The sequence below is a fragment of the Streptomyces sp. NPDC001406 genome, assembly GCF_042895285.1.
GTDB lineage: Bacteria > Actinomycetota > Actinomycetes > Streptomycetales > Streptomycetaceae > Streptomyces.
This window is the reverse complement of record NZ_JBIAWG010000013.1, coordinates 89,884-115,134: the sequence shown is the minus strand read 5'-3', so window position 1 is coordinate 115,134 and position 25,251 is coordinate 89,884. Positions and strand designations below refer to the sequence as shown.

General features: G+C 69.1%; 25 protein-coding genes. 11 read left to right on the top strand and 14 right to left on the bottom strand.

The features are described 5' to 3' along the window. The first annotated feature begins 51 nt into the window (after nt 1-51). Entirely contained in the window at nt 52-564 is a 513-nt protein-coding gene (msrA, locus tag ACFY1J_RS30060; protein WP_390732307.1) for a peptide-methionine (S)-S-oxide reductase MsrA, read from the top strand. 4 nt (nt 565-568) lie between these two features. Here the strand turns inward: msrA and ACFY1J_RS30055 are convergent, their stop codons facing one another. Continuing rightward, nucleotides 569-898 (bottom strand): metal-sensitive transcriptional regulator, encoded by a 330-nt coding sequence (locus ACFY1J_RS30055; RefSeq protein ID WP_390711137.1) that lies wholly within the window; start codon nt 896-898, stop codon nt 569-571. Continuing rightward, entirely contained in the window at nt 895-3,696 is a 2,802-nt protein-coding gene (locus ACFY1J_RS30050; protein WP_390732306.1) for a heavy metal translocating P-type ATPase, read from the bottom strand. Before ACFY1J_RS30050 ends, ACFY1J_RS30055 begins: the two co-directional genes overlap by 4 nt. Nucleotides 3,697-3,900: 204 nt before the next feature. Between ACFY1J_RS30050 and ACFY1J_RS30045 the strand changes: the two genes are divergently transcribed. Beyond that, nucleotides 3,901-4,164, top strand: coding sequence for an SHOCT domain-containing protein (locus tag ACFY1J_RS30045; protein WP_390711139.1), 264 nt, complete (start codon nt 3,901-3,903; stop codon nt 4,162-4,164). A 19-nt stretch (nt 4,165-4,183) separates the two neighbouring features. Here ACFY1J_RS30045 and ACFY1J_RS30040 read toward each other — a convergent pair whose 3' ends face one another. Genes ACFY1J_RS30040 through ACFY1J_RS30030 form a run of 3 tightly spaced genes read right to left on the bottom strand, consistent with a single transcriptional unit; the run spans nt 4,184 to nt 6,185 of the window. Beyond that, a complete protein-coding gene (locus tag ACFY1J_RS30040; RefSeq protein WP_390711140.1) occupies nt 4,184-5,014 on the bottom strand; it encodes an ABC transporter permease in 831 nt (276 codons plus the stop codon). 9 nt (nt 5,015-5,023) lie between these two features. Continuing rightward, a complete protein-coding gene (locus ACFY1J_RS30035; RefSeq protein ID WP_390711141.1) occupies nt 5,024-5,965 on the bottom strand; it encodes an ABC transporter ATP-binding protein in 942 nt (313 codons plus the stop codon). A gap of 55 nt (nt 5,966-6,020) precedes the next feature. Continuing rightward, nucleotides 6,021-6,185 carry a hypothetical protein gene (locus ACFY1J_RS30030; protein ID WP_390711142.1) on the bottom strand — a complete coding sequence of 55 codons (165 nt, stop codon included), beginning with the start codon at nt 6,183-6,185 and terminating at the stop codon, nt 6,021-6,023. 117 nt (nt 6,186-6,302) lie between these two features. Here ACFY1J_RS30030 and ACFY1J_RS30025 point away from each other — a divergent pair, with 117 nt between their 5' ends. From ACFY1J_RS30025 to ACFY1J_RS30015, 3 genes are all read left to right on the top strand, one after another. After that, on the top strand, nt 6,303-6,929 hold the full coding sequence (locus ACFY1J_RS30025) for a TetR/AcrR family transcriptional regulator (protein WP_390711143.1): 627 nt from the start codon (nt 6,303-6,305) through the stop codon (nt 6,927-6,929). A gap of 170 nt (nt 6,930-7,099) precedes the next feature. Continuing rightward, on the top strand, nt 7,100-7,765 hold the full coding sequence (locus tag ACFY1J_RS30020; RefSeq protein ID WP_390711144.1) for a response regulator transcription factor: 666 nt from the start codon (nt 7,100-7,102) through the stop codon (nt 7,763-7,765). Then, nucleotides 7,762-9,141: a sensor histidine kinase gene (locus tag ACFY1J_RS30015; RefSeq protein WP_390711145.1), complete on the top strand. Its 1,380-nt coding sequence runs from the start codon at nt 7,762-7,764 to the stop codon at nt 9,139-9,141. The genes ACFY1J_RS30020 and ACFY1J_RS30015 overlap by 4 nt, the downstream gene beginning before the upstream one ends. Here the strand turns inward: ACFY1J_RS30015 and ACFY1J_RS30010 are convergent. Both ACFY1J_RS30010 and ACFY1J_RS30005 read right to left on the bottom strand, forming a co-directional pair. Then, nucleotides 9,122-10,021, bottom strand: a complete 900-nt coding sequence (locus ACFY1J_RS30010; protein ID WP_390711146.1) for a hypothetical protein — start codon at nt 10,019-10,021, stop codon at nt 9,122-9,124. The two genes, ACFY1J_RS30015 and ACFY1J_RS30010, sit on opposite strands and share 20 nt — an antisense overlap. Before the next feature lie 153 nt (nt 10,022-10,174). Beyond that, a complete protein-coding gene (locus ACFY1J_RS30005; protein ID WP_390711147.1) occupies nt 10,175-11,014 on the bottom strand; it encodes a hypothetical protein in 840 nt (279 codons plus the stop codon). Between the two features lie 175 nt (nt 11,015-11,189). Here ACFY1J_RS30005 and ACFY1J_RS30000 point away from each other — a divergent pair, with 175 nt between their 5' ends. Next, nucleotides 11,190-12,068, top strand: coding sequence for an SDR family NAD(P)-dependent oxidoreductase (locus ACFY1J_RS30000; protein WP_390711148.1), 879 nt, complete (start codon nt 11,190-11,192; stop codon nt 12,066-12,068). 97 nt (nt 12,069-12,165) lie between these two features. Beyond that, nucleotides 12,166-12,732 (top strand): TetR/AcrR family transcriptional regulator, encoded by a 567-nt coding sequence (locus tag ACFY1J_RS29995; protein WP_390711149.1) that lies wholly within the window; start codon nt 12,166-12,168, stop codon nt 12,730-12,732. A gap of 18 nt (nt 12,733-12,750) precedes the next feature. On the opposite strand, the gene ACFY1J_RS29990 is transcribed toward ACFY1J_RS29995, so the two are convergent. From ACFY1J_RS29990 to ACFY1J_RS29970, 5 genes are all read right to left on the bottom strand, one after another. Next, entirely contained in the window at nt 12,751-13,374 is a 624-nt protein-coding gene (locus tag ACFY1J_RS29990) for a LysE family translocator (RefSeq protein ID WP_390711150.1), read from the bottom strand. Between the two features lie 93 nt (nt 13,375-13,467). Then, nucleotides 13,468-15,741: a thiamine pyrophosphate-dependent enzyme gene (locus tag ACFY1J_RS29985; protein WP_390711151.1), complete on the bottom strand. Its 2,274-nt coding sequence runs from the start codon at nt 15,739-15,741 to the stop codon at nt 13,468-13,470. Beyond that, a complete protein-coding gene (locus ACFY1J_RS29980) occupies nt 15,738-17,291 on the bottom strand; it encodes an aldehyde dehydrogenase family protein (protein WP_390711152.1) in 1,554 nt (517 codons plus the stop codon). Before ACFY1J_RS29980 ends, ACFY1J_RS29985 begins: the two co-directional genes overlap by 4 nt. Before the next feature lie 29 nt (nt 17,292-17,320). Next, entirely contained in the window at nt 17,321-18,661 is a 1,341-nt protein-coding gene (gene lat / locus ACFY1J_RS29975) for an L-lysine 6-transaminase (protein ID WP_390711153.1), read from the bottom strand. 305 nt (nt 18,662-18,966) lie between these two features. Continuing rightward, a complete protein-coding gene (locus ACFY1J_RS29970) occupies nt 18,967-19,551 on the bottom strand; it encodes a TetR/AcrR family transcriptional regulator (protein ID WP_390711154.1) in 585 nt (194 codons plus the stop codon). Nucleotides 19,552-19,750: 199 nt separating this feature from the next. Here ACFY1J_RS29970 and ACFY1J_RS29965 point away from each other — a divergent pair, with 199 nt between their 5' ends. From ACFY1J_RS29965 to ACFY1J_RS29955, 3 genes are all read left to right on the top strand, one after another. After that, nucleotides 19,751-20,758 (top strand): patatin-like phospholipase family protein, encoded by a 1,008-nt coding sequence (locus ACFY1J_RS29965; protein WP_390711155.1) that lies wholly within the window; start codon nt 19,751-19,753, stop codon nt 20,756-20,758. Nucleotide 20,759: 1 nt separating this feature from the next. Then, nucleotides 20,760-22,277: a flavin-containing monooxygenase gene (locus ACFY1J_RS29960; protein WP_390711156.1), complete on the top strand. Its 1,518-nt coding sequence runs from the start codon at nt 20,760-20,762 to the stop codon at nt 22,275-22,277. 92 nt (nt 22,278-22,369) lie between these two features. Next, complete coding sequence (locus ACFY1J_RS29955; protein ID WP_390732305.1) at nt 22,370-23,332, top strand: alpha/beta fold hydrolase; 963 nt, start codon at nt 22,370-22,372, stop codon at nt 23,330-23,332. A 142-nt stretch (nt 23,333-23,474) separates the two neighbouring features. On the opposite strand, the gene ACFY1J_RS29950 is transcribed toward ACFY1J_RS29955, so the two are convergent. After that, the gene (locus ACFY1J_RS29950; RefSeq protein WP_390711158.1) at nt 23,475-24,050 is read right to left on the bottom strand and encodes a TetR/AcrR family transcriptional regulator; all 576 of its coding nucleotides are present in this window, start codon (nt 24,048-24,050) and stop codon (nt 23,475-23,477) included. Between the two features lie 135 nt (nt 24,051-24,185). Here ACFY1J_RS29950 and ACFY1J_RS29945 point away from each other — a divergent pair, with 135 nt between their 5' ends. Beyond that, nucleotides 24,186-24,626 (top strand): nuclear transport factor 2 family protein, encoded by a 441-nt coding sequence (locus tag ACFY1J_RS29945; protein WP_390711159.1) that lies wholly within the window; start codon nt 24,186-24,188, stop codon nt 24,624-24,626. Between the two features lie 169 nt (nt 24,627-24,795). Here the strand turns inward: ACFY1J_RS29945 and ACFY1J_RS29940 are convergent, their stop codons facing one another. Then, on the bottom strand, nt 24,796-25,239 hold the full coding sequence (locus ACFY1J_RS29940; RefSeq protein WP_390732304.1) for a DUF6114 domain-containing protein: 444 nt from the start codon (nt 25,237-25,239) through the stop codon (nt 24,796-24,798). Nucleotides 25,240-25,251 lie beyond the last annotated feature (12 nt).

Sequence of the window (25,251 nt, the reverse complement as noted above, 5' to 3'; positions counted from 1 at the left end):
AGGCAAGCCGAGCAGCCCGGGTGACCGACGAAAGACATCGAAGGGGCCGAAATGGCAGCGCAGACGCAAAGGGCCGTACTGGCGGGCGGATGTTTCTGGGGGATGCAGGACCTCGTCCGCCGGCTCCCGGGCGTGACAGCGACCCGGGTCGGATACGCCGGGGGTGACGTGCCGAACGCGACGTACCGTAACCACGGCACCCACGCGGAGGCCATCGAGATCCTTTTCGACCCCGAGAAGACCGACTACCGCGCGATCTTGGAGTTCTTCTTCCAGATCCACGACCCGAGCACCAAGAACCGCCAGGGCAACGACATCGGTCTCAGCTACCGCTCGGCGATCTACTACGTGGACGACGAGCAGAAGAGGATCGCGGAGGACACCATCGCGGACGTGGACGCCTCCGGGCTGTGGCCGGGCAAGGTCGTCACCGAGGTGGAGCCGGTCGGCCCCTTCTGGGAGGCCGAGCCCGAGCACCAGGACTACCTGGAGCGCTACCCCGACGGGTACACCTGCCACTTCCCGCGCCCGGGATGGCGCCTGCCCACCCGCAAGGAGGGCTGAGCGGCTACACACGCAGTGCGCGGCGCAAGGTGTCGGTGAGCTCGGCGAACTTCTCGTCGGCCTGGGCGGGGTCGGCGCGGGCGGCGTTGGTGACGCAGCCGCGCACGTGGTCGTCGAGGAGGCCGAGCGCGACCTCCTGCAGCGCGCGGCGGGCGGCAGTGATCTGGGTGAGGACGTCGATGCAGTAGCGGTCGTCGGTGACCATGCGGGAGATGCCGCGTATCTGGCCCTCGATCTTGTTCAGGCGGTCCAGGTGGTCGGCCTTGTGGTCGGCGTATCCGGGTGCCTGGGTGTGCTGCTCATGAGCGTCGCGCGGGGTGGCGGCGGGGGTCATCGGGGTTCGTCTCCCTCGCGCGTGCCGCCTGTGGTGGGGGCGGTGTAGCGGTCCGGGTCGGCGTCGAACGTCGCGGCGCAATGGGTGGAGCAGAAGTAGTAGGTGCCGTTTGCGGTTCGGCGGTGCTCGGCGGCGGTCGCCTTGTCCACCTGCATGCCGCACACCGGGTCCGCGACCGCTCTGTCGCTGTCGCCCTGGGAGGTGTGGCGGTGGTGCCCCTCGCCCGCCGTGGTTGCCGTGCTGCTGATCGGTGCTCGGTCGGCGGCCGACTCGACACGGGGCCGGCTGCGGGCGGGCCGGACATCGGGCAGCGGCTGGGGGCTCCAGCGGCGCAGCCGGGATGCGTTGGTGACGACCGACAGCGAGCTGAGCGCCATGGCCGCGGCGGCGACGATCGGGCTGAGCCGGATGCCCCACAGCGGATACAGGGCACCGGCGGCCAGGGGGATGCCGACGGCGTTGTAGACCAGGGCGAAGAACAGGTTCTGCCGGATGTTGCGCATCGTGGCCCGCGACAGCCGGATCGCCGTGACGACTCCGCCGAGCGAGCCGGAGATCAGGGTGATGTCGGCGGCCTCGATGGCCACGTCGGTGCCGGTGCCGATGGCCAGGCCGACGTCGGCGGCGGCCAGCGCGGGGGCGTCGTTGATGCCGTCGCCGACCATGCCGACAGTACGGCCCTCGGCCTGCAGCCGTCGTATCTCGTCGGCCTTGTGCTCGGGCAGCACCTCGGCGAGCACCCGGGTGACGCCGACCTGCGCGGCGATCGCGGCGGCGGTGCGGGCGTTGTCGCCGGTGAGCATGACGACCTCGACGCCGAGACGCTGCAAGGCGGCAATGGCCGCGGCGGAGTCGTCCTTCACGGTGTCGGCGACGGCGACCACACCGGCGGCCTGTCCGTCCACCGCGGCGAGAACGGGTGTCTTGCCCTCGGCGGAGAGGGCAGCCGCCACAGGGGTCAGTGCGGCGGTGTCGATACCGACGTCACCCAGCAACCGGGCGGTGCCGACCAGGACGGCGTGCCCGTCGAGGGTGGCCTGCACGCCCTTGCCGGTGACCGAGTCGAAGCCGGTCGCCGCCGGCGCGTGAAGACCGCGGTCACGGACGCCGGTGACGATGGCCCGCGCGAGCGGGTGCTCGCTGTCGGCCTCGGCCCCCGCGACCAGCCGCAGAAGCTCTGTCTCGTCGAATCCGCCCACGGGGTGGACGTCGGTCAGAACGGGCTTGCCCGCGGTGACGGTGCCGGTCTTGTCCAGCACGACGGTGTCCAGCTTGTGCGCGGTCTCCAGCGCCTCGGCCGACCGGATCAGGATGCCGGCCTGAGCACCCTTGCCCGTACCGACCATCACGGACAGCGGCGTGGCAAGGCCCAGCGCGCACGGGCAGGCGATGATCAGCACGGCGACCGCCGAGACCAGCGCCAGGGTCAGCGCGGGAGACGGTCCCAGAGCGAACCAGACGGCAAAGGTGCCGATCGCGACGGCGATGACCACGGGTACGAAGTACGCCGACACGGCATCCGCAAGCCGCTGGATGGGGGCTTTGGACGCCTGGGCCCGCTGCACCAAGCGGATGATCTGGGCGAGCATCGTGTCCGCACCGACCTTGGCCGCCCGCACCCGCAGGGACCCGGTGCCGTTGACGGTGGCCCCGATGACCGTGTCCCCGGTGTGCTTCGTGACGGGCATCGGCTCACCGCTGACCATCGACTCATCCACGGCGGAGGAGCCGGAGAGCACCTCGGCGTCGACGGGGATCTTCTCCCCCGGCCGGATGACGAGCACGTCTCCGACCAGCACGTCCTCGACGGGGACTTCACTCTCGTTCCCGTCCCGCACGACGCGGGCGGTACGGGCCTGCAGGCCCAGGAGAGCGCGGATGGCCTCACCGGTGCCGGCCTTGGCCCGGGCCTCCAGCAGCCGCCCGAGCAGGATCAGGGTCAGGATGACGCCGACGGTCTCGAAGTACACCTCCCGCACATCCTGGGGCAGCAGACCGGGCGCAAGGGTGACCAGCAGGCTGTAGCCGTAGGCGGCACTCGTACCCAGGGTGATCAGCGAGTTCATGTCGGCGGCCCGGTGGCGCAGGGTCAGCCAGCCCGTCACATGGATCGGCCACCCGGTGTAGAACATCACCGGCGTGATCAGCGCCAGCTGCAACCAGCTGTTCAGCATCCATCCAGGCACCCAGTCCGCGCCGAACAGCTCGTGCGCCATCACCGCGAACAGCACCGGGGCGGTGAGCACCGCGCCGACCACGACTCTGCGGGTGAGGTCCTTGATCTCCGCCTGCCGCTCGGCGGCGTCCGCGGCCTCCGACTCGGCCGCCGTCCGCTCCTCACCCGCCGCCGGCCCGCCGGGGGCAGCAGCAGGAGCTGCGGCCGTACCGCCGTGACCGCCCGCCCCAGGTGGTACGGCGCCTTCCGCGGGCTCGACCAGCAGCGTGCCGTGGATCATGTTCATGCCGCAGGAAAAGCCGAAGGAACCCGGACGGTCCGGGTTCAGCCGCACCGTGGTGTGCGCGTGGGCGGGCAGGCCCGCTCCGACCTGCAGATCGGGGAAGACCACACGGGAGGTGCACTCGCCGGCTTCCTGCCGGTCGAACACCAACTCCACCGGGATACCTTGCCGGACCTTGATCAGGTCAGGGCTGTAGCCACCCCGCACCGTCACGTCCACCCGCTGCACCCCGCCTACCAGCCGGGCGGCACCAGCCCGGCGCGGGCCGAAGAAGTACCAGCCCAGCGCGGCGATCAGCACTGCCGAGGCCAGGACGACGACGACTTCAAGAGCATCCATGGGCAGCTCACCTCCCTGATCGGGTCACTCTCCAGCCTGCGCCTTGGCTACCCCTACCTGGTAGGGGCGCAATGGCCCACCGGTCTTGGACCATCCGGCCCCGGACGGCCACGCCCAGCGGCGGGACGATGCAGGAGAAGGCAAAGGTCGCCGGATGCCGCTTCGTATCCGGCCACAGAACAAGGCCGAAGCAGGTGAATAGCGATGATGTTCTGGTACGACCACAATGTCAGCGGCTGGGGCTGGTTCGCGATGTCGACCGGCATGATCCTCTTCTGGGCGCTGATCATCACCATTGCCGTGCTTCTCTTCCGCGCCCTCAACCGGCCCCAGGAGCACACCCACACCCCGGCCACGCCCTCGGCCGAGGACATCCTCCGAGAGCGGCTGGCCCGCGGGGAGATCGACGAGGACGACTACCGGCGTCGCCTGAACGCACTGCACGCCGGGCCCCTCACCAAACCCTGACCCTGTCCTGCGACAGCGGTCATGCATCGCGGTGGTGGATCACCGCGAATCCCGCTGCGAGAGCGAGGACCGTGTACAGGGCGAGGACGCCGAACCCGGCCGCTGGGCTCAGGCCGTTGGGCTCGGGGTGCAGCAGGTAGAGGGCGTCTCCCGCATTCATCGGCAGGTAGGGGCCGACGGTGTTCTGCCAGGTGTCCGGCAGCATGCCGACCAGGATGTTGGGCACGAACAGCAGGCCGAGCAGGGCGGCGATGGCCCCGGCACTGGAGCGCAGGGCGGCGCCCAGGCCGAGGCCCAGAAGACCGAGCAGGGTGAGGTAGATCCCGCCGCCGAGGGCGGCTCGCAGCACGCCGGGGCTGGTGAGTGACCGGCTCAGATTGCTGCCGGTGCCGGCGGGCAGCGCGGCGTGGAAGACCAGGTACGCGGTCACGCAGGACAGCACGCCGACGACGAGGCCGATGCCGGCGAAGACGACCGCCTTGGCGGCAAGGACGGAGCGACGCCTCGGTACGGCGGAGAGGGTGGCGCGGATCAGCCCGGTTCCGTACTCGCTGGTGACGATGAGGACGCCCAGCGTGCCGAGCGCGATCTGCGACAGGTGCAGGCCGATCAGGCTGAGCCGGACCGGGTCCGCGGTCTGCTGTTGCTCCGCACTGAGGCGGCTGACCAGGAAAACCGCCACGAGCGCGCCGAGGGCGACATTGGACACGACAGCGCCGAGCAGCGTCCAGAGCGTGGAGCGGACGGAGCGCACCTTGCAGAACTCGGAGCGGAGCACGGCGGTGAAACCGGACAACGCGGCACGGCCGGCGGGCCGGGGCAGGGATGAGACGAAGGCAGGGGTGGTCACGAGTCGTCCTCAAATGGCGTTGGGTGCCGGGGCGGTGAGCGCGGGGCCGGCGACGGTGCGATAGTCGACGGCCTCGCCGGTCAGTTGCATGTAGCGCTCTTCCAAGGAGGCCTGCTGGACAGCAAGTTCCTGCAGAGCGATGCCGGCGGAGCGGGCGAGCGCGCCCACGGTGTCGCTGGTGGCTCCGGTGATCTGCAGCGTGTCCGGGGCAGGCTCGGCCACCGTCGCGCCGTGGGAGCGCAGCAGTTGGGCCAGCGCCGCGGACTGCGGAGTGCGGACCCGGACGAAGCCGCTGTCGCCGCTCGCGAGGAAGTCCGCGATGGTGGTCTCGGCGATCAGGCGGCCGCGGCCGATGATGACGAGCCGGTCGGCGGTCAGCGCCATCTCACTCATCAGGTGGCTGGAGAGGAACACGGTGCGTCCCTCTGCGGCCAGTGCCCTGAGCAGGGTGCGGATCCACAGCACGCCTTCGGGGTCGAGCCCGTTGACCGGCTCGTCGAGCATGAGCACCGGAGGGTCGCCGAGGAGTGCGGCGGCGATGCCGAGGCGCTGGCTCATGCCGAGCGAGAAGCCTCCGGTCCGCCTGCGCGCGACGCTGCCGAGCCCGACCTGCTCCAGCACCTGCCCGACCCGGGCCTTGCCGATGCCGTTGCTCAGCGCGAGGGAGAGCAGGTGATGGTAGGCGCTGCGGCTGCCGTGCATGGCTTTGGCCTCCAGCAGCGCGCCGAACTCGAACAGCGGTCGGCGGTATGCGGTGTAGGGGCGGCCGTTCACGGTGACCGAGCCCGAGGCGGGAGCGTCCAGGCCGAGGATCATGCGCATGGTGGTCGACTTGCCGGCCCCGTTCGGGCCGAGGAACCCGGTGACCTGGCCGGGCGGCACCGTGAATGACAGGTCGTCCACGGCGGTCGTGTCGCCGTAGCGCTTGCTGAGACCGTTCGCCTCGATCATGTGGCAACTCTCATTGGTAGGCGGGACGTCGGGACCCGGAGGTGGGGGTCGGTGCTCAGTGCCCGCCGGGGCCGACGACCCCGGTCAGGTGCAGGACCACCATCGCCACCAAGGCGAGGACGGCGACGGCGACGGCGGCCACTGCCGGACGGCTGAGCGTGCGGCGGGGCTCGGGCCCGCGGGTGTCGCCGGCATCGGGATGGGTGGGCAGATCGGCCATAACGGGCTCCATAAACGCAAAAGGGCGGGCGGATGGCGGGACGGCCCCAGTTTTGCGATACACACTGTCGCTGTCAATCCGAAGTGTTTCCATGGTGTCGTCATGTAGGATCGGTGAGTGCCGAAGCTGTGGAACGAGGCGATCGAGGCGCACCGCCACGCGGTGCGCGACGCGATCCTGGAGACCACGGCGGCACTCGTCGCCGCGCATGGACTGGCGTCGGTGAAGATGGCGCAGATCGCCGAACAGGTCGGCATCGGGCGGGCGACGCTCTACAAGTACTTCCCTGATGTCGAGGCGATCCTCATCGCCTGGCACGAGAGGCACATCACCGAGCACATCTCCCAACTCGCCGAACTGCGCGACCGCGCCGAAGATCCCGAACAGGCCCTGCGCAGCGTGCTCTTGGCCTACGCGTTCATCTGCCACCATCGCGGGCGCGACACCGGCGAGATCGCAGCCCTCGTCCACCGCGGCGAGCCCATCGCCCGCGCCCAGCGTCAACTCGCCGAACTCTTCACCGGCCTGCTGACCCAAGTCGCCGCAGACGGCCGACTCCACTGCGACGTGCCCCCCGGTGAACTCGCCAACTACTGTGTCCACGCCCTGGCCGCAGCGGCCACGGCACCCGACCCGGGAGCCGTCCAGCGCCTTGTGGACCTGACAACCGCCGGGCTTGGCCTGCCCACGGATGGCCACGACCATCACACCGGGCCACATCGGCGAGCCCATCACGACCACTGATCCGGCTCCACCAGAACGCACCCACAGCTCGGGAACGTTCCTCGACCGTCATTCGTCTACAGTGACATAGACGGTCTACATTCCTGTAGTCACCCGTTCGGCCTGTGCCCTCCCACCTGCACGGAAAGGGTTCGCAACTACAACCATGACCGGAGGACCGACAGAGGATCATGCACCCCAAGATCCTGGTAGTTGAGGACGATCACGCCCTGCGGGACGTGCTGCGGCGGGGTCTGCAGGACGAGGACTTCGAGCCCGTCCTCGCACCTGACGGCGCCAGTGCCCTGCGGCTGGCGACCGCCGGCATCGCCGCGGCCGTACTGGATGTCGGCCTGCCCGACGCGGACGGACGGGACGTATGCCAGGCCATGCGGGCCAACGGCTTCTTCGCCCCCGTGATCTTCCTGACCGCCCGGCACCAGCTCACCGACCGCCTGTCCGGCTTCTCCGCCGGGGGTGACGACTATCTGCCCAAGCCCTTCCACCTCGCCGAACTCGCCGCCAGGCTGCGCGCCGCGCTCAGACGGGCCGCCCCCCGGTCCTGCGCCACAACCGGCGATCTGGTGCTGGACGCGGTGGATCACAGTGCGACCGTGCACGACGGCGCACGCGTCGACCTGTCCCCGACGGAGTTCCGGCTGCTGGCCACGCTCGTTGCCGCGGACGGGGCCCTCGTGCGCCGCCGTGACCTGGTGCGGGCCGGCTGGCCCGAGGGCGCGCAAGTCAGTGACAACACCTTGGACCAGTACCTGAGCCGGCTGCGCCGCAAACTGCGCGAGGCCGGCAGCCGTCTGACGATCGACACGGCCCGCGGAGTCGGACACCGCCTGTCATGACCCGTGCCTACCGCGTCTTCGGTCGCCTGGCCCCGCGCACCCTGCAAGGTCGGCTCTCCCTCGTGGCGCTGGCCGCCGCCGCACTGCTGATGACAGTCCTGACCGTGGCATTCAACGCCGTGATGGACGAGCATCTGCAACGCCAGGCGGACGACGAACTGCGCACCAGAGCGGCAGCGGTGACCACGACCGTCGACACCAGCGGTCCCCGGGTACGCGTCCTGGAAACCGTCAACGACCGCCTCCTCGACGCGAACGTGTGGATCTACGCCGACACCCGCCTGCTGGAGAGGCCACCGTCCGCCACCGTCGGAAGCCCGGTGACCCAGGCCGCCGACCGGCTGGCCGCACAGCGGGAGCACGCCTGCACGACCGTCGACGGTCACCGGCCCGTCCGGCTGTGCTCCCAGCCGATCCCCGGCCGTGATGCCAAAGCCACTGTCGTCACCGCTCTGGACCTGGCTCCGTACCAAAGTTCGGCCGACACCCTGCTGCTGGGGTCGCTGGTCCTGGACGCCGTGATGCTCGGATGCACGTACGTACTCACACGTCTGTCCGTCGGCCGGGCACTGAGACCGGTGCGGACGATGACCGACCAGGCAACGCAGTGGAGCGCTGCGGGCTCCGACGACCGCTTCGGTACGGAGGATCACCCGGTCGAACTCGCCCGCCTGGGTGGCTCACTGGACGCGCTGCTGGACCGCATACGCACCGTACTGCGCCACGAACGGCAGCTGACGGGGGAACTGTCCCACGAACTGCGCACACCGCTCACCCGGATCATCATGGAACTCGACTGGTGGCAGACCCGTCCGCGCACGGACGCCCAGACCCGCGCCACCCATGAGGTGATCGCCGAGGCCGCGCAGTCCATGCGCACGATCTGCGACACGCTCCTCGACGACGCCCGCGAGAATGCGCTCAACCCGGCGACGGCCCCCGCAACGACCGACGTCGTTCCCCTCCTCCGCCGCCTGCTCCAGCACGTCGACCCAGGGGATCGGATCAAGGCCACGGTTGCGACGGACACTCTGGTACTGGAGGCGGGAGTCGCACCCGCTCTCCTCGAACGCATCCTCAGCCCGCTGCTCGCCAACGCCGTCCGCTATGCCTGCTCCAGCGTGACCGTGTCCGCGCGGCGCCTGCCCAGTGCGGTACGGATCGATGTCGTCGACGACGGCCCCGGCGTACCGGAGGCGTTCGTGGCGGAGCTGTTCCAGCCCGGCCGACGCGCCGACGCCGACGACGGGCACGACGGCGCGGGCCTCGGGCTGCCGCTCGCGCGACGCCTGGCCCGCACCGTCGGCGGCGAGGTCTCCTACGACCCCGGACACGCGCCCGGGGCCAGGTTCACGGTCAGTCTCCCCGCCGGGTGACCGACTCCCGCTCCTCCGTCGCCAGCCAGGCCGAGGACCGGCGCTCCTGCCCGTGGGCATAGGCCATCAGGCCGAACAGAACAACGAGCAGCACGGCGGACGAGCCCACGGTACCGAGATCCAGGCCGCCCTTGGCGACCGGCTTGGTGAGGAAGTCGCCCGCGGTGGCGCCCAGTGGTCGGGTGAGGACGAAGGCGATCCAGAACAGCAGCACATTCGGCACGGTGGGCACCTTCATGAGCGCTACGAGCACGGCGAGCGCCCCGGTCACGAGCAGCGCACCACCGGCGTAGCCGAGGCCGGAGCTGTCGGACAGGAAGTCGCCCATCGAGGTGCCGAGGGTGTTCGACACGAGGATCGCCGACCAGAACAGGGCCTCGCCCTTGAAGGTGACGATGTCGCGGATCTGGAAGGTCATCCCGCTCAGCTTCCAGGCGAGGAAGATCGCCAGGAGGATGGAGATCAGGATGGCCGCTCCGGCGGGGTAGCCCAGGCCAAGGCCCTGCGGGCCCCAGCCCAGCCTGGTCGCTCCGTTCGACAGGAACTTGGCGCTGGCATCGCGGTTCATGAAGTCGGACATCGTGGTGCCGGCCATGCTGGTCGACAGGATCACGGTCCAGTAGCAGAACGGGTTGTAGCGGCTGGCTCGCAGCTGGACCACCAGTGTCACCACGAAGATCAGGAACAGCACGATCGTGGTGAGGAAGTAGCCCAGCTTCAGGGTTTGCGCGAAGAGGTCGCCCGCCGTCTCGCCCAAGGTCGTCGCGGCGATCTTCATGATCCAGAAGGCCAGCGTAACCTCGGGCAGTTTCTTCATCACCGACTTGGTCTTCGACGTGCTCGCCACGTCGAGGTCGGTGAGGACCTCGGATTTCTCCAACTCGGATTCTCCTGTTCGGTCGAACGACAGGGCGCTCGCCCCTGGGAACCGGGACGAGCGCCCTGTGAGTTGACTCGGCCACCGGCGGCGGCCGTGATCTTCGACCGTGGCACAGAGATCCTGAACGCATCCTGAACACAGGCGGGTTGCAGGTCACGCCGCGTGTTGTGCGGCCCCTTCCGGCTCGGTGACGTCCTTTCGGGTGACGCCCAGGTACACGACCAGACCGAGGATGACCGCGAGGAACAGCACGCTGGTGACGACCGTGCCCAGACCCACTCCGCCGTCACCGGTCGGCTGGGAGAGGTAGTCGCCGATCGAAGCGCCGAGCGGCCGGGTGAGGATGTACGCGATCCAGAAGCTCCAGACGGCGTCGAGACCGAGTGCGAAGTGCGCGACGCCGACCGCGGCGATGGCCAGGGCGAACAGCACGGCGGACAGCCAGTAGCCGAGATCCATGCGCTCGGAGACCAGGTCACCGGCCGCGGTGCCCAGGGCGAAGGTGAACAGGACGGCGAGCCAGTAGAACGATTCGCGGCCGACGCTGTCGATGCTGTGGATGGACAGCGTCCGCTCCCGGCGGTACCAGACGACGAACACGACGGCGAGAACGAGCCCGAACACCGTGGTGCTCACCTCCAGCGGCACGCCCATGTTGTCGGTGAGGTTGTCGCTGATCAGAGTACCGACGACGCTGATCAGCGCCACGGCAAGCCAGTACACGCCCGCCCGGTACGCGCTCGTACGGAACTGCACGACCAGCACCACGGCCAGCAACGCACTCATCAGCACCGACACACCGGTCAGGCCGAGGCCGGCCTTCTCGTTCAGCAGGTCGGCCGCGGTCTCACCGACCGTCGTACACAGCACCTTGATGATCCAGAAGTAGACGGTGACCTCGGGCACCTTGTTCCAGCGCAGCCGACGCCGCCCCGGTGCGACGGGCCTGTCGGCCGCGGAGACGGCGGAAGTCTCAGACGTTTCGTAGGTCATGGAGAGCGACCGTGCCACCGGACACCTGAACACATCCTGACTGGCGTGTGACACCGCACGCGTCACGCCACCTCAAGGCCCGTCCGGCCAGTCCCACCAAGCGGATAGGTCATCCGGATCTGCTACGGTGACACTAACCGGATAGCTCATCCACATATGCAGAACGGGTTGCGCAATGAAGCAGACAGCGGTCGTCACAGCAGGGACAGCGGGAATCGGCTTGGAGACCGCCTTGGGGCTGGCCGAGGCAGGTAATGCCGTCACCGTGGTCGGGCGCAGCGCCGAGCGCGGCGCCCGTGCGGTCGAACGGATCAACGCGACGGCGCCGTTGCACTCCGCCCGGTTCCTGGCCGCCGATCTCTCTTCGCTCGATGCGGTCCGCGCCCTCGCCGACCGCATCGCCGCAGACGGCCCGCTGACCGTTCTGGTCAACAACGTCGGTGCGATGTTCCCGGACCGACAGGACTCGGTGGACGGGATCGAGGCATCGTTCGCCGTCAACCACCTCTCGCCCTATCTGCTGACCGAACTGCTGCTGCCCGCATTGCGAGCCGGTGCGCCGAGCCGGATCGTGAACGTCACCTCGGGAGCGACCGGTGTCGCAAAGCGCGTCTTCGACTCCGTCGAGCCGCCGGGGGGCTACTACGGCTTTCACTGGTACGGCCGCGCCAAGCTCGCCAACCTCGCCTACACGCTCGATCTTGCCGGCCGACTGGACGGCGCGGGCGTCTCGGTCTTCGCGGCGGATCCCGGCGGCGCCGCGACCGACATGACCAACGGCACCATGCGCGATCCGAAGATCGTCTCGCCGGGGCTGCGGCTGCTCTGGCCGCTGGTCCGGCGTAAGTTCGAGCGCTCGACTTCGGGCCCGGCGTCCCTGGCGGCCAAGCCTTCGATCTTCGCCGCGACCGACGGCTCACTGGCCGGCCGGACCGGCGTGGTCATCGGACCCCAGGCGCAGCCGGTCACCCCCTTCCGTTCGGCAACGGATCCCCGCATCGCCGAAGCCGTCCGCCACCTCAGCGAGCGCCTCGCGCCACTCACGCATGCGTGACGCGATCTGAAGACGAACAACAACGGCCGGAAACGGGTGGCTCATCCGGATCGCGTTCTGCAGCGATGCGGATGAGCCATCCAGTTAGACTTCTCGCATGACGACCGCCCGCCTGCGCAAGGACGCTGCCCGCAACTGGGAACGGATCGTCGCGGTGGCTCGCGATCTCGTCGACGAAGGCACATCACTGCAGCTCAACGACATCGCCCGCCGCGCCCATATGGGCGTGGGCACCGTCTATCGCCACTTCCCCACCGCCGAGGCGCTCCTGGAGACCGTGGCCACCCCCAGCCTGGAGGCCCTGGCCGCCCACGGTGAGCAGGCGCTGGCCGACGACAACCCCGGGCGCGCCCTCGCCGGCTTTCTCACCCGCACCATCGAAGCGCAGGTCACCGACGCGTCCTTGCCCCCGGTCACCGCCGCCTCCACGGACGCCCTGCCACGCACCACCGAACTGAAGCGGAACCTGTCGTCGGTCGGCAAAGAGTTGCTGGAGCGGGCCCGCGACGCCGAGGTCGTACGCGCCGACCTGACCTCTGCCGACCTGGTCCCGCTGATGTGCGGTATCGCCTACGCCGCGAACGTCCACGGCACGCCTGCAGCCCGCGTCGAGACCGCCCGCCGCTATCTGAACTCGCTGCTGGAAGGCTTGTACGTCCGCTGAGGGCCGTACGCGATCCGGCTAGCTTTCGACAGCCATCCGAACACCCAGGATCAGCAGCACCCCTCCGGAGACCTGCTCCAGTCGCCGGCGCACATCAGCCTTTGCGATGAGAGCTTTCATACGGCCGACGAACCACACGTACAAGCCGTAGTAGCCGACCTCGTAAACCGCCCAAATCGCTGAAAGAGCGATCATCGTGGGCAGCTTGGGTGCACCCGTCGGCACGAACTGCGGCAGGAATGACATCGCAAACAGAGCAGCCTTCGGATTGGCCAGGTTCAGCAGCAGGCCCGAGCGGTACGTCTTCCAACCGGACTGGACAACGCCTGCCGTCGTCTGCTCGACCGGCTGCGCGTGCCCGCGCCGGGCAGCCAGAAGAGTCTGTATACCGAAGAGGATCAGGACAATTGCCCCAACCATCCTCATGATGTCGTAGGCCAGCTGTGAGGCGGCGATCAGCGCCGTGAGCCCGAGCGCTGCGACGACACCCCACAGGAACACACCGGTCTCGTTGCCCAGAACGGTGAAGAACCCAGCCCGTTTGCTGTGCAGGGACTGCCGGATGATCAGCATGGTGCTGGGGCCGGGTGATGCCGCGACCAGGGTGCAGGCGCCCAGGAAGGCGAGGAGGGTGCTGAGCATGCGCTCATCGTCCGACCTGCCCGCCGATCGTGTCCAGGCCATTCCCTCCGGATCACCGTGCGCCACCGACCGCCTCGGCCGGCTGACCAGCCGTCACCGGGGAGCAGGCGGGCCCGCCGAGAGCAGCTCACCGGCGGCGCGCTCGACGTCGGACTCGGACACGAGCACCAATTGCGCCGCGTTCCCCAGCGGGATGAAGGTGTCCGCGCTGGTGACCCGTCGGACGACGCCGGTGAATCCGGCATCGACCAGGGCCGTGACGACTCCCTCCGATACCCCTCCCGTGCGGCGGGTCTCGTCGACCACGAGGACGCGTCCCGTCGCACGTGCTTCGCGCAGCAGGTCGTCGACCGGCAGGGGTGCCAGCCAGCGCAGGTCGACGACGCGGCAGTCGATGCCCTGCTGCTCCAGTCGGCGTGCGGCTCGAAGCGAGATGGGCAGGCCGTTGCCGAAGGTCACGAGGGTCAGGTCCGCGCCTGTGCCGTAGGTGCGTGCCCGGCCGATCGGTACGTGCTGTGCGGGTGGCGGGTATGCGGCGAGCCAGCCGTTGTCCTTCTCCGTGTGGAGATCTCGGGTGTGGTAGAGCGCGATCGGTTCGAGGAAGGCGCTGACCGTCCCGTCCACCTTGCCGGCCGCCACGCAGGTGCGCAGCATCGCTGCGGCATCGTCGGGGCGGGACGGGGAGGCGATGACCAGGCCCGGAATGTCACGCAGGACGCCCAGCGCGTTGTCGTTGTGGAAGTGGCCGCCGAATCCGCGCTGGTAGCCGTAGCCGGCGATGCGGACCACGAGGGGGTTGCGGTACTGGCCCTGGGAGAAGAACTGAAGCGTCGCGGCCTCGCCGCGCAGCTGGTCCTCGGCGTTGTGCAGATACGCAAGGTATTGGATCTCCGCCACCGGCAGCAGCCCGGACAGTCCCGCCCCCAGCGCGAGGCCGAGGATGGCCTGCTCGTCGAGCAGGGTGTCGAAGACCCGGGCGGTACCGAAACGCCGCTGCAATCCCCGGGTCAGTCCGTAGACCCCGCCCTTGCGGCCGACGTCCTCGCCGAAGACGACCATCTCCGGGTAGCTGCCGAGCAGGTCGGCGAGTGTGTGGTTGATGGCCTGGGCGACGGTGACGGGCTCGCCCACGGGCACTGTGGGTGGTTCGCTCGTACGGCGTGCCGCAGCCGCCACGAGGTCGGGACGGCGGGGGGCGACGGGCGCGGCGATCTCCGCGGCGGTGGTCAGGGGCTCGCTGTCGAGGGCCTCCTTGGCGACGGCGAACACCCGCCCGGCCACCTCGTCGTACCGCTCGAGAACCTGCTGCGGGGTGAGGACGCCGGTCGTCGTGAGCAGCCGGGCCGTGGCCAGCAGTGGGTCGCGTTGCAGATCCGCGGCGACTTCGGAAGGCATACGGTACGCGGCTTCGGCGTCCGAGCCCGCGTGGCCGAGGAATCGCACCATCGACAGGTGCAGGAAGGCGGGTTGACGGCTCTTGCGTACATGGGCCACTGCCTCGCGCGCGGTGTCGAAGGCGGCTGACGGATCGCACCCGTCCGCGGCGAAGTAGGCGAGACCGGGCCGGTTTCCGTAGGCGCGCCGCACCCAGTCGTGCGGTGTCGGCACGCTGATTCCCAGGCCGTTGTCCTCGCAGACGAACAGCACTGGCATCGGAAGGCCCTGGTAGGCCGCGTGGCAGGCGCTGTTGATGGCGCCTGCCGCAGTGGAGTGGTTGACGGACGCGTCGCCGAACGAGCAGCAGACGACGGCATCGTCGGGCCAGGCGCACTTTGTCCCGAGCCGCTTGGCGCGGGCGATGCTCCATGCCACCCCGACTGCCCGCGGCAGGTGGGAGGAGATGGTCGACGTCTGCGGGATGACGGCCAGTTCGCGACGCCCGTACACCTTGTGCCGGCCACCTGCGATCGGCTCGTCGGCCCCGGCGGCCACCCCCAGCAGCATGTCCCTGACCGCATCGACGCCGCCGGCCTGCCGGGCGCGGGCGCAGTAGAAGGCGCCTGACCGGTAGTGCAGCAACGCCGGGTCGGTGGGGCGCAAGGCGAGGGCGACCGCGGCGTTGCCTTCGTGCCCGCTCGATCCGATGGTGTAGTAGCCACGGCCCTGCTGCTGCATCCAGCGCGCAGCGGCGTCGGCGTGCCGGCTCTCCAGCTGGGCGTCGAAGAGGTCCAGTGCGGTACGGCTGTTCAGTGCGGTACGGGTGTCCAGTGCGCCGGGCTCGGGCTGGAGCGCCGCGTCCGTGCTCCCGGTGAGCGACCCGGAACCGGCAACACCGCCCGTCGGCCCCGGACCGGCGGCGCGGGCGGCGGACCGGAGACCGGCCACCTCCTCGCGGAAGTGCCGGTCCAGGTCCTCAACGCCGCTCACAGGCGGAAGGCCATGTCGGGCTCGAGCGTGGCCACGTCCATCTGCGCCTTCTGCAGACGGCCGGAGTAGTCCCAGTTCATCGACTGCCAGCGGGTGAACTGGTCGAGCACCCACTGCCCCGACTGACGACTGCCGTTGCCGGACTTGCCGTTGCCGCCGAACGGGAGGTGCGCCTCGGCTCCGGAGGTGGTGTTGTTGACGCTGACCATGCCCGCGGAGATACCGCGCCGGAACGTCCACACCTCGTGCGGATCAGTGGTGTAGATCGCGGCGGACAGGCCGTAGCCGTGGGCGTTGGCCAGCTCGACGGCCTCGTCGAAGTCCCGGTAGGTGGTCACTCCGACCATGGGGCCGAAGGTCTCGTTGAGGAACACGTCGTCGTCGCGGCGCACTCCGTCGACGATCACCGGGTGGTAGAACATGCCCGCTTCAGGGTCCCCGACGAAGCCCTTGCGCGGGTTGTCGGCCGTGATCCGCCCGATGCCGTCGGAGCCGTACGTCCGGTGGTGATCCTTGATCCACCCGAGGAAGGTCTCGTAGCGCTGCGCGAACCGCTCGTCGAGCATCGGGCCGTAGAGGACGTCCTCGAACGCGTCGCCGATCCGGGCCGCGCGGCTCGCGGCGTCGAAGCGGGCGAGGAAGTCCTCCTTCACCGACTCATGGACGATGACCGTCCCGAGGGAGGTGCAGCGCTGCCCGGCAGTGCCGAATCCGGAGAACAACGCGCCCTCCACCGCCAGGTCGAGGTTTGCGCTCGGGGTGACCACCTGGGGGTTCTTGCCGCCCAGTTCCAGGCAGGGGGTCTGCAGATGGCTTCCGCACAGGGCGCCGATCTTCTGGCCGACGACCGTGGATCCCGTGAAGCCGACCTTGTCGACCAGCCCGGCCTCCAGGGAGGCCTCCAGGCCGGCATACGTCTGCTCTCCGTCGGCGAGTACGAGGTTGAGTACGCCGTCGGGCAGGCCACCTCCGTGCACGAACAGCTCGAAGAGGGCCCTGGCGCTCGCGGCGGCGTACTCGGCGGGCTTCCACACGACGGTGTTGCCGGTCACGAGCGCCGGTACGAGGTACCAGGCCGGCACGGCCACCGGGAAGTTGCCCGCGGTGATCACCGCAACCGCACCGACGGGGTTGCGGAAGGTGAACAGCTGCTTGTCGGGCATCTCCGAGGGCACCGTCTGCCCGTACAGCCGACGGCCCTCGCCCAGGAAGAAGTCACAGGTGTCGATGATCTCCTGGACCTCGCCGAGTGCCTCTGTGTACGGCTTGCCGATCTCCTCGGTCACAATGCGGGCGAGCCGGTCCTTGTTGGCTTCGACGAGCCGGCCGATCTTTCCGATCGCGGATCCGCGCACCGGCGCCGGGATGTCCGCCCAGGACCGCTGAGCCGCCTTCGCGGCCTTGGCGGCCGCGACGAACGTCGAGGCGTCGCCGAGCGAGACCTCGGAGACCAGCTCGGCGGTACGGCCGGGATTGGGGCGCTGAAGAGTCCCGCCGGGGGCGCCGGCGACCATGCGGCCGGCAACGATCGAGGCGACGGAACGGGCCATGACTTTGCTCCTTGTCGGCTGGTACGGGGTCACTGCAGACCGGCGAGAATCCGGTCGAGGGCCCGCAGGGCGATCGACAGCTCGTCCTGGGTGATGGACAGGGCAGGGCGGAAGCGCACCGAACGCTCACCGCACGGCAATGCGATCACCTGCTCCTCGGTTCGCAACCGGCGTACCACCTCGTCGCGGACGCCGCTGTCGGGCAGATCGATGGCGCTCATCAGTCCGCGTCCCCGCGCGTTGGACGCCACCGGCGCGTGTCGGACTTCCAGATCACGCAGTTCGGCCAGGAACCACGATCCCACGGCAGCGGCATGGGCCACCAGATCGTCCCTTTCGACGATCTCCAGGATGCGGCGGGCCCGGACCATGTCGACCAGCCCGCCGCCCCAGGTGGAGTTGATCCGGCCGGAGACCTGGAAGACGTTGTCGGGCACCTGGTCGACGCGGCGGCCGGCCATGATGCCGCCGAGTTGGACCTTCTTGGCGAAGGCGACGATATCCGGCTCAAGACCGAGCTGCTGGTAGGCCCAGGTGGTACCGGTGATGCCCACCCCCGTCTGCACCTCGTCGAGCACGAACAGGGCGTCGTACTCGTGGCAGAGCGCCTGCATCGCCTGCAGGAACTCCGCGCGCATGTGGTTGTCACCCCCCTCGCCCTGGATCGGCTCGGCGATGAAGCAGGCGATGTCGTGCGGGTTGTCCTCGAACGCTCGCCGCGCCTGTTCGAGGGCCCGTTGCTCGGCCGCCTCGACCTCGGCAAGGTGGCGATCAAGGGGGAACCGCACGGCGGGTACGTCGATGCGCGGCCAGTCGAACTTCGGGAAGCGGGCCGTCTTGTTGGGCTCGGTGTTGGTCAGCGAGAGGGTGTAGCCGCTGCGGCCGTGGAACGCCCGCCGCAGGTGGAGCACCTTGGTGCCGAGTTCGGGTGAGCGGCCCGCGGCCTCGTTGTGGCGGCTCTTCCAGTCGAACGCCGTCTTGAGCGCGTTCTCGACGGCGAGCGCGCCACCCTCGACGAAGAACAGTCGAGGCAGGTCCGGATCGCCCAGCACGCGCACGAACGTCTCGACGAACTCGGCGTAGTGGGTGGTGTAGATGTCGGGGTTGGCAGGCTTGTTCGCCGCCACCTGCGCGAGCAGGGTCATGAACGCCGGGTCGTCCACGATGCCCGGCGCGTTGAGCCCCAGAGGAGCGGACGCGAAGAACGAGTAGAGGTCGAGGAACTTCTCACCGGTGCGCGCATCGACGATCCACGAGCCGTGACTGGCAAGCGGGTCGAGCACAAGTTTGAAACCGTCGGTCAGCACATAGCGGCCGAGCCTGTCGTGCACCTCGTCCGGGTGGACCGTCGACGCAGCAGCAACCGTCATGGAGGCACCTACTCTCGATAGCCGTTCACCGAATATTTTTCGCCGAATGCGAGTAGCAGCGAAAGTATTTTAGGTATGACGCAGCAGCGGCCGCAAGGTTTCGTTCATGGGTAGATGCTCGGACAAAATGGAACTAATCGTGGCATAGCGACGTCGGCATGAGGCCACCACCGTCCCACCGGACCACAGCAGCCACGGCATTCCCCATCGCCCTCGCCGCCAACTGCACTCGGATGGCGGCCGCCACGGCTCACCAGTGGATCACCGGGGTCTTCCCGGTCAGCTCCGCGGGGTGCGCACGGCCGTCAGCGCAGGATGAGACGCAGGGTGTCGGTGAGGACCCTGGTGGAAACGGCAGGGTCGGTGATCCGCTGGAGGCCGAGTCCGATGCCGAGGCTGAGCAGAGTCATCGCGGCCTGCTCGGCGGGCATGGCCAGGGAGGCGCCCAACTCCTGGGCCAGGGCGTCGAGCAGCTGAGCGAGCGCCTCGCGGATGGCGACGGCACGCGCCGTGATCTCGTGCCGGAGTTCGTCGTCGTGGCGGGCCTGGGTGAGGAACTCGACTTCGAGGGTGGTCCAGGCCTCGTCACCGATGTGTGCCTCGCCCCACGCGGTGAACGCCGCCAGGCGGTCTTCGATCCGGGCGTCATGCATGACGGAGTCGGTGAGCAGGGTCAGCTGCTCGGCACGGATGTCATCGAGGACGGCCAGGCACAGGTGGCCCTTACTGCGGAAGTTGGAGTAGACGGCGCCCTTCGAATACCCGGCCGCCTCGGCTACTTCGCTGAGGGAAGTGGCGCCGTAGCCGTTGCGCAAGAACAGGTCCCGCGCGGTGGCGACGAGTCGCTCGCGCGTGCGCTCCTGGCTCTCGACGCGGCTGAGGCGGGCCATGTTTCTGTTCCCTCTCCCGTCCTGCACGGCTCGACCAGCAGGCTCGGACGTTCTTGAAGTCCTCGGATCCTATCCCCGACACGGGCTGTCCACCCCACCCGGATACCGCTAGTATCCCGAATTCAGATACCACCGGTATCCCGATCTCGCCGGAATCCCGATGGCTCGATGTCCCGATTGGGCGGAGTACTCAGTGACCATGACTGGCAGGCGAACGACCCCATCCCGCGCACTGGTACTGGGCTGTGGCGGAACCCTCGGTGCGGCCTGGACGATCGGCGCTCTGCATTCACTCGAACAGATCGTGCAGTGGGACGTGCGGGACGCCGATGTCCTGGTGGGCACCTCGGCCGGAGCGGAGCTGGCGGCCATGCTCGGCAGCGGCATCGGAACGGCAGAACTCCTGGCCGCGCAACTCGCCCGCCCAGAGGCCCAACCCGAACTCCGCCGCCACTTCGCGGCCCCTCCCCGAGGCCTACCGCCACGGCCCGCGCTCTTCCCCGGATCGCCCGGGCTGACGCGCCGCGCGCTGGGCGGCAGCGCTCCCTCTCTCGCGGGCCTGTCCGGCTTGCTCCCGCAAGGACGTGGTTCAGCGCACTGGCTGGCAGCCCTGGCGGACTTCCTCGCCCCTGCCGGAGGCTGGGTCACCCATCCCGCGACCTGGCTGGTGGCGACCGACTTCGACATGGGGCGACGTACCGTTTTCGGGCATCCGGACACCGCGTCGGTCGCCTTGCGTGACGCTCTGCGCGCGTCCTGGGCGGTCCCGGGATGGTTTCCACCCGTACGCATCGGCGGCCGGCGCTACGCGGACGGCGGCATCATGTCCACCGCCTCGGCCGACCTCCTGGTGTCCCGTGGCCTCGACGAGGTGTACGTCGTGGCGCCGATGAGTTCGTCCTCCCCCGCATCACGTACGGGCCTCGGCCGCGCGGAGGCGCTGCTCCGCCGCGTGATGACCCGCACGCTGAACGCCGAATGCGCCGCGCTGCAGGCGTCGGGCACACGGGTGATCCGGATCGAGCCCACCGCCACCGACCTGAAGGTGATGGGAGGCAACTTCATGAACGGCCGACGCCGCCTGACGGTCCTGGAGACGGCCCTGCGCACGACGCGAGCCACCGTCCGCGAGCGCCTCCGAGCGGCCGGCTCACCCGCTCCGCACACCCCCGCCGGCCATGGTCTCGACGCTCGGACAGGAGCCTGACATGCCCCAGCCCGACGCTCCCGCGGCAACCGTAACCGGCGCGACCCGCGACGTGGAGGTCCTCATCATCGGCACCGGTCTGTCCGGCATCGGAGCCGCCGTCAGACTGCGCCAGGCCGGCATCCACGACCTCGTCCTCATGGAGAAGGCGGACGACCTCGGCGGCACCTGGCGGGACAACACCTACCCAGGCTGCGCCTGCGACGTCCCCTCCGCCCTCTACTCGTACTCGTTCGCACCCAACCCGGAGTGGACACGTGCCTTCGCGGGCCAGCCGGAGATACGCGCCTATCTCCGTGACACCGCGGCCAGGTACGGCATCACCCCGCTGATCCACTTCGGCACCGAGGCCATACGTGCCCAATGGCACCCCCACCAGGCCCGCTGGCAGGTCGAGACCAACCGGGACCGCTACACGGCCCGCTTCCTGATCGCGGCGGCAGGCCCTTGGCACGAACCCCTGCTCCCCGCCATCCCCGGCCTGGCCGACTTCCCCGGCGAGGTCTTCCACTCCTCGCGCTGGCGCCACGATCACGACCTGACGGGCACACGTGTCGCCGTAGTCGGCAGCGGCGCGTCAGCCGTGCAATTCGTCCCCGCCATCCAGCCACACGTCGGGCGACTTCACCTGTTCCAGCGCACCGCTCAATGGGTGCTGCCCAAGCCCGACCACTACGTGCCCCGTGCCGAGCGATGGCTGATGCGACGCCTTCCGGCAGCCCAACGGGCCCTGCGGAACGCGGAATACGCGGCACTGGAAACCCTGGGAGTCGGTTTCCGACACCCGTCCCTCCTGCGCGCGGTGCAGAAGGTGGGCACGCTCCATCTCAAAGCGACGGTCAAGGACCCGCAGTTGCGCCGGGCCCTGACACCCGACTACACCCTGGGCTGCAAGCGGCTGCTGCTGTCGAACACGTACTATCCCGCGCTGACCCGGCCCAATGTCACCGTCCACGCCACGGCGGTCGCGGCCGTCCGCGGCAGCCGCGTCATCGGCGCGGACGGCAGCGGCGCGGACGTCGACACCATCATTCTGGGAACCGGCTTCCACATCCTCGACATGCCCATCGCCCACCGGGTGTTCGACGCCGACGGCGCCAGCCTCGACGACCACTGGAAGGGCAGCCCGGACGCCTATCTGGGCACCACGGTCAGTGGCTTCCCCAACGCGTTCGTCCTGCTCGGGCCACATCTCGGTACCGGGCACTCCTCCGCCTACACGATCCTCGAGGCACAACTGGACTACGTCACAGCCGCGGTGCGTCACTTCCGCGCGTCAGGCTGGAGCAGCATGAACGTACGCCCAGAGGTCCAGGCCGCCTTCAGCGCCGAGATCCAGCAGGCTCTGCCGCGTACCGTCTACAACGCGGGCGGATGCTCCAGCTACTACCTCGACGACAACGGCCGCAACAGCTTCAGCTGGCCCTGGTCGACGGGTCGGATGCGGCGGCGCCTGGCCGAGTTCGACCCTGAGGCATACGACATCACTTCGAGCACACCGCTGCGTGTCACCGTGTAGAGACGGCCCTCTGTGAGACAAACGGGGGAGGCTCGCGACAGGCCCAGGAGCGACGCCTGCGTCCGAAGATCACGACGCATACGCTCATGCACATGGTTGAGCATCGAATGGTCGACGTGAACGGCATTCGGCTTCACATCGCCGAGCAAGGCGACGGTCCCCTGGTGGTGCTCCTGCACGGCTTTCCCGAGTCATGGCACTCCTGGCACCACCAGTTCGGGCCCCTGGCCGACGCGGGCTTTCGAGTGGTCGCCCCGGACCAGCGCGGATACGGACGCAGCGACCATCCCGACGACGTCGACGCGTACACCATCCTCCACCTGGTCGGCGACGTCGTCGGACTGATCCAGGCCCTGGGTGAGGAGAAGGCGTACGTCGTCGGCCACGACTGGGGCGCGCCCGTCGCGTGGCACACCGCGCTGCTACGACCGGACATGGTGCTCGGGGTGGCCGGGCTGAGCGTGCCACCCCCCTTCCGGGGATCAGAGCCTCCCCTGGCCGCCATGGACAAACAATTCGGCGGGCGCTTCTACTGGAACTACTTCAACCGCCCCGGCATCGCCGACGCCGAGTTCGCAAAGGACACACGCACCGCTTTGCGGAAGTTCTTCTACTGGGCTTCCGGTGACGCTCCCGACGCCGGCGAGGGCAAGCAGCCACTGGTCGACCCCGAGCGCGGCTGGCTCGCGACCATGCCGGACCCCGAGGTCCTGCCGGAGTGGTTCACCGAGGATGATCTCGACGCACTCACCGAGAGTTTCTCCAAGGGCTTCACCGGGGCGCTCAACTGGTACCGCAACCTCGACCGCAACTGGGAACTGACCGCTCCCTGGCACGGCGCCGTCGTCACCCGTCCCAGCCTGTACATCTACGGCGACCACGACGCCGTCCCGGCTTTCCCCGGCACACCCGAACTCATCGACAGACTCCCCGACCTGATGCCCAACCTGTCGCGCAAGCCCCTCAAACTCGGCGGCTGCGGACACTGGACTCAGCAGGAACGCCCGAACGAGGTGAACGCGGCCCTCATCGTTTTCCTCAGGGCCGGCTCCTGAGCCCGACGCTCCGAATCGTCGAACCTGCCGGGCAGTTCTGCGCGGTCGTCGTCCGCCCCCATTTCGGCGCGTAGCCGATCACACCACCCAGCACAGCGACAGTGCAGGGATCACCGGGACCGGAGCGGAGGAAGATGCCCGGTCATCGGCGTGGCCGCAGCCCCGCGAAGACCACCTCGAAGATTCGCTCCCGGGCTGCCGGGTCCGCGGGGAGTTGCTCCATCGCCTTGCTGGTTCCGGCCAGCAGCGCGAGCAGCTCCGGTAGGCCCAGCTCCGGGCGGACCACCCCGGCCTGTTGCGCCCCGGCCAGCAGTTCGCCCAGCTGATCCTGGATCGCCGTACTCGACTCCCGCAGGACCGAGTGCACATCCACCCCGGCCGCGGCCAGGGCCTGGGCGAAATCGCCCTTGCCTGCGGACTGGTCGATCAGCAGGCGGAAGCAGGCGAAGAAGGCCTCGGCGGGCTCGGACTCGGCGGCCACCTGCGCGGTCCGGGCCGCCATCGTCTCCAGCCTGCGCACCATCACGGCCTCCAGCAGTGCCTCCTTGGTCGGGAAGTGCCTGAAGAGCGTGCCGACCCCGACCCCGGCAGCCCGGGCGATCTCCTCGGTCGGCACGCCGACGCCGCGGGTGGTGAACACCTCCGTGGCAACGTCCAGCAGCCTGGCCCGGTTGCGAGCCGCGTCCGCCCGCAGCGGGCGCTCCTGAGCGCCGCCCATCTCTCTCACCGCTTCCCGCCTACGTCAGAGCCACCTACGTAAGAACCACCTAGACAACCGGAGTCGGCAGTCCGTATCGTCGAAACCGGAGTCACGAGTCCGATTCTAACGACCGCGTCTTTCCGGAGGTTGACCATGCCCGAAACTCGGTCACCGCGCGAAGTGTTCCAGAAGCTGCTGCACGGCATCACCGCCGGACGGTTCTCGGAGCTGGCCGAGCTCTACGCCGAGGACGCCGTGGTGGAGACCGTCTTCGAGCCGCTGGGGCCACGCCGATTCGAAGGTCGAGCCGTGCTCGGGGAGCGGTTCGCGCAGGTTGCCGCGCTCTCACCCATAGAGCTGTCCTCGTCGAACGTGGTGATCCGGGAGACCGACGACCCGGAAGTGATCGTCGCCGAGTGGGACTATCAGGTGCACCACCGAGTGACCGGGCGGACCTTCGAGGCCGCCAACATCCAGGTACTGCGGGTCCGCGACGGCCTGATCGTCAGCAGCCGGGACTACCACGACCACTTGGCCCTCATCGTGGGCGGCGACAATCTGCCGCAGCTGGTGGCGGCACTGGAAGGCAAGTAGCGCACATGCAGGACCGCGGGCCGTGACTCCCAGACAGGAATCCCGGCCCGGGGAGCGCCCGAGTCGGGATCACGCACGCGCGACCTGACGGCCAGTGAGGGGCCCGGCCCGCATGCCGGTGCGCCCGGCAGGATGTGGAGTCGATGTCCACAGACCATGTGCGCCTGCGCTACGCGCCGTCCGTCGACGCCGTAGGGGGCTCGGAGTCGATGGGTGGCAGCCAGGCACAAGCCAGTGAGCCGCCGATCAGGCCGCAGATCAGTCCGAGGAACAGGCCGCCAAAGTTCGCGACGGGAAAGGAGATGAGCGCGAGCAGCAGCGTGGCGATCCCCGCGAAGACGCGAACGTCGGGGTGATACCAGAGAGTGAACCCCAGGACCATGAGGAGGACGCCGATGACCAGTGATCCGGCACCGGATGTGGTCGACAGAGCCAGCGGGATGCCACTCAAGTCCAGGTTCGCGTACGGCCAGTAGAGGATCGGCAGGCCGGCCAGGAACGTGAACAGCCCGGCCCAGAAGGGGCGTACACCACGCCAGGTTCTGAATCTGCACCGGGCGTCTGCCACGACAACGCGCAGATCGCGCTGTCCGCCGAAGAAGTTGGTGATCACGTGTCCCGTCCT

Bases quoted from the DNA above. Each gene is read 5' to 3' on its own strand.
- ACFY1J_RS29960 (WP_390711156.1), top strand. From the start codon at position 20,760: ATGCCCCAGCCCGACGCTCCCGCGGCAACCGTAACCGGCGCGACCCGC.
- ACFY1J_RS29950 (WP_390711158.1), bottom strand. From the start codon at position 24,050: ATGGGCGGCGCTCAGGAGCGCCCGCTGCGGGCGGACGCGGCTCGCAAC.
- ACFY1J_RS30015 (WP_390711145.1), top strand. From the start codon at position 7,762: ATGACCCGTGCCTACCGCGTCTTCGGTCGCCTGGCCCCGCGCACCCTG.
- ACFY1J_RS30005 (WP_390711147.1), bottom strand. From the start codon at position 11,014: ATGACCTACGAAACGTCTGAGACTTCCGCCGTCTCCGCGGCCGACAGG.
- ACFY1J_RS30035 (WP_390711141.1), bottom strand. From the start codon at position 5,965: ATGATCGAGGCGAACGGTCTCAGCAAGCGCTACGGCGACACGACCGCC.
- ACFY1J_RS30000 (WP_390711148.1), top strand. From the start codon at position 11,190: ATGAAGCAGACAGCGGTCGTCACAGCAGGGACAGCGGGAATCGGCTTG.
- ACFY1J_RS29970 (WP_390711154.1), bottom strand. From the start codon at position 19,551: ATGGCCCGCCTCAGCCGCGTCGAGAGCCAGGAGCGCACGCGCGAGCGA.
- msrA (WP_390732307.1), top strand. From the start codon at position 52: ATGGCAGCGCAGACGCAAAGGGCCGTACTGGCGGGCGGATGTTTCTGG.
- ACFY1J_RS29955 (WP_390732305.1), top strand. From the start codon at position 22,370: ATGGTTGAGCATCGAATGGTCGACGTGAACGGCATTCGGCTTCACATC.
- ACFY1J_RS29990 (WP_390711150.1), bottom strand. From the start codon at position 13,374: ATGCTCAGCACCCTCCTCGCCTTCCTGGGCGCCTGCACCCTGGTCGCG.
- ACFY1J_RS29980 (WP_390711152.1), bottom strand. From the start codon at position 17,291: ATGGCCCGTTCCGTCGCCTCGATCGTTGCCGGCCGCATGGTCGCCGGC.
- lat (WP_390711153.1), bottom strand. From the start codon at position 18,661: ATGACGGTTGCTGCTGCGTCGACGGTCCACCCGGACGAGGTGCACGAC.
- ACFY1J_RS29945 (WP_390711159.1), top strand. From the start codon at position 24,186: ATGCCCGAAACTCGGTCACCGCGCGAAGTGTTCCAGAAGCTGCTGCAC.
- ACFY1J_RS30055 (WP_390711137.1), bottom strand. From the start codon at position 898: ATGACCCCCGCCGCCACCCCGCGCGACGCTCATGAGCAGCACACCCAG.
- ACFY1J_RS29965 (WP_390711155.1), top strand. From the start codon at position 19,751: ATGACTGGCAGGCGAACGACCCCATCCCGCGCACTGGTACTGGGCTGT.
- ACFY1J_RS30050 (WP_390732306.1), bottom strand. From the start codon at position 3,696: ATGGATGCTCTTGAAGTCGTCGTCGTCCTGGCCTCGGCAGTGCTGATC.
- ACFY1J_RS30030 (WP_390711142.1), bottom strand. From the start codon at position 6,185: ATGGCCGATCTGCCCACCCATCCCGATGCCGGCGACACCCGCGGGCCC.
- ACFY1J_RS29995 (WP_390711149.1), top strand. From the start codon at position 12,166: ATGACGACCGCCCGCCTGCGCAAGGACGCTGCCCGCAACTGGGAACGG.
- ACFY1J_RS30020 (WP_390711144.1), top strand. From the start codon at position 7,100: ATGCACCCCAAGATCCTGGTAGTTGAGGACGATCACGCCCTGCGGGAC.
- ACFY1J_RS30045 (WP_390711139.1), top strand. From the start codon at position 3,901: ATGATGTTCTGGTACGACCACAATGTCAGCGGCTGGGGCTGGTTCGCG.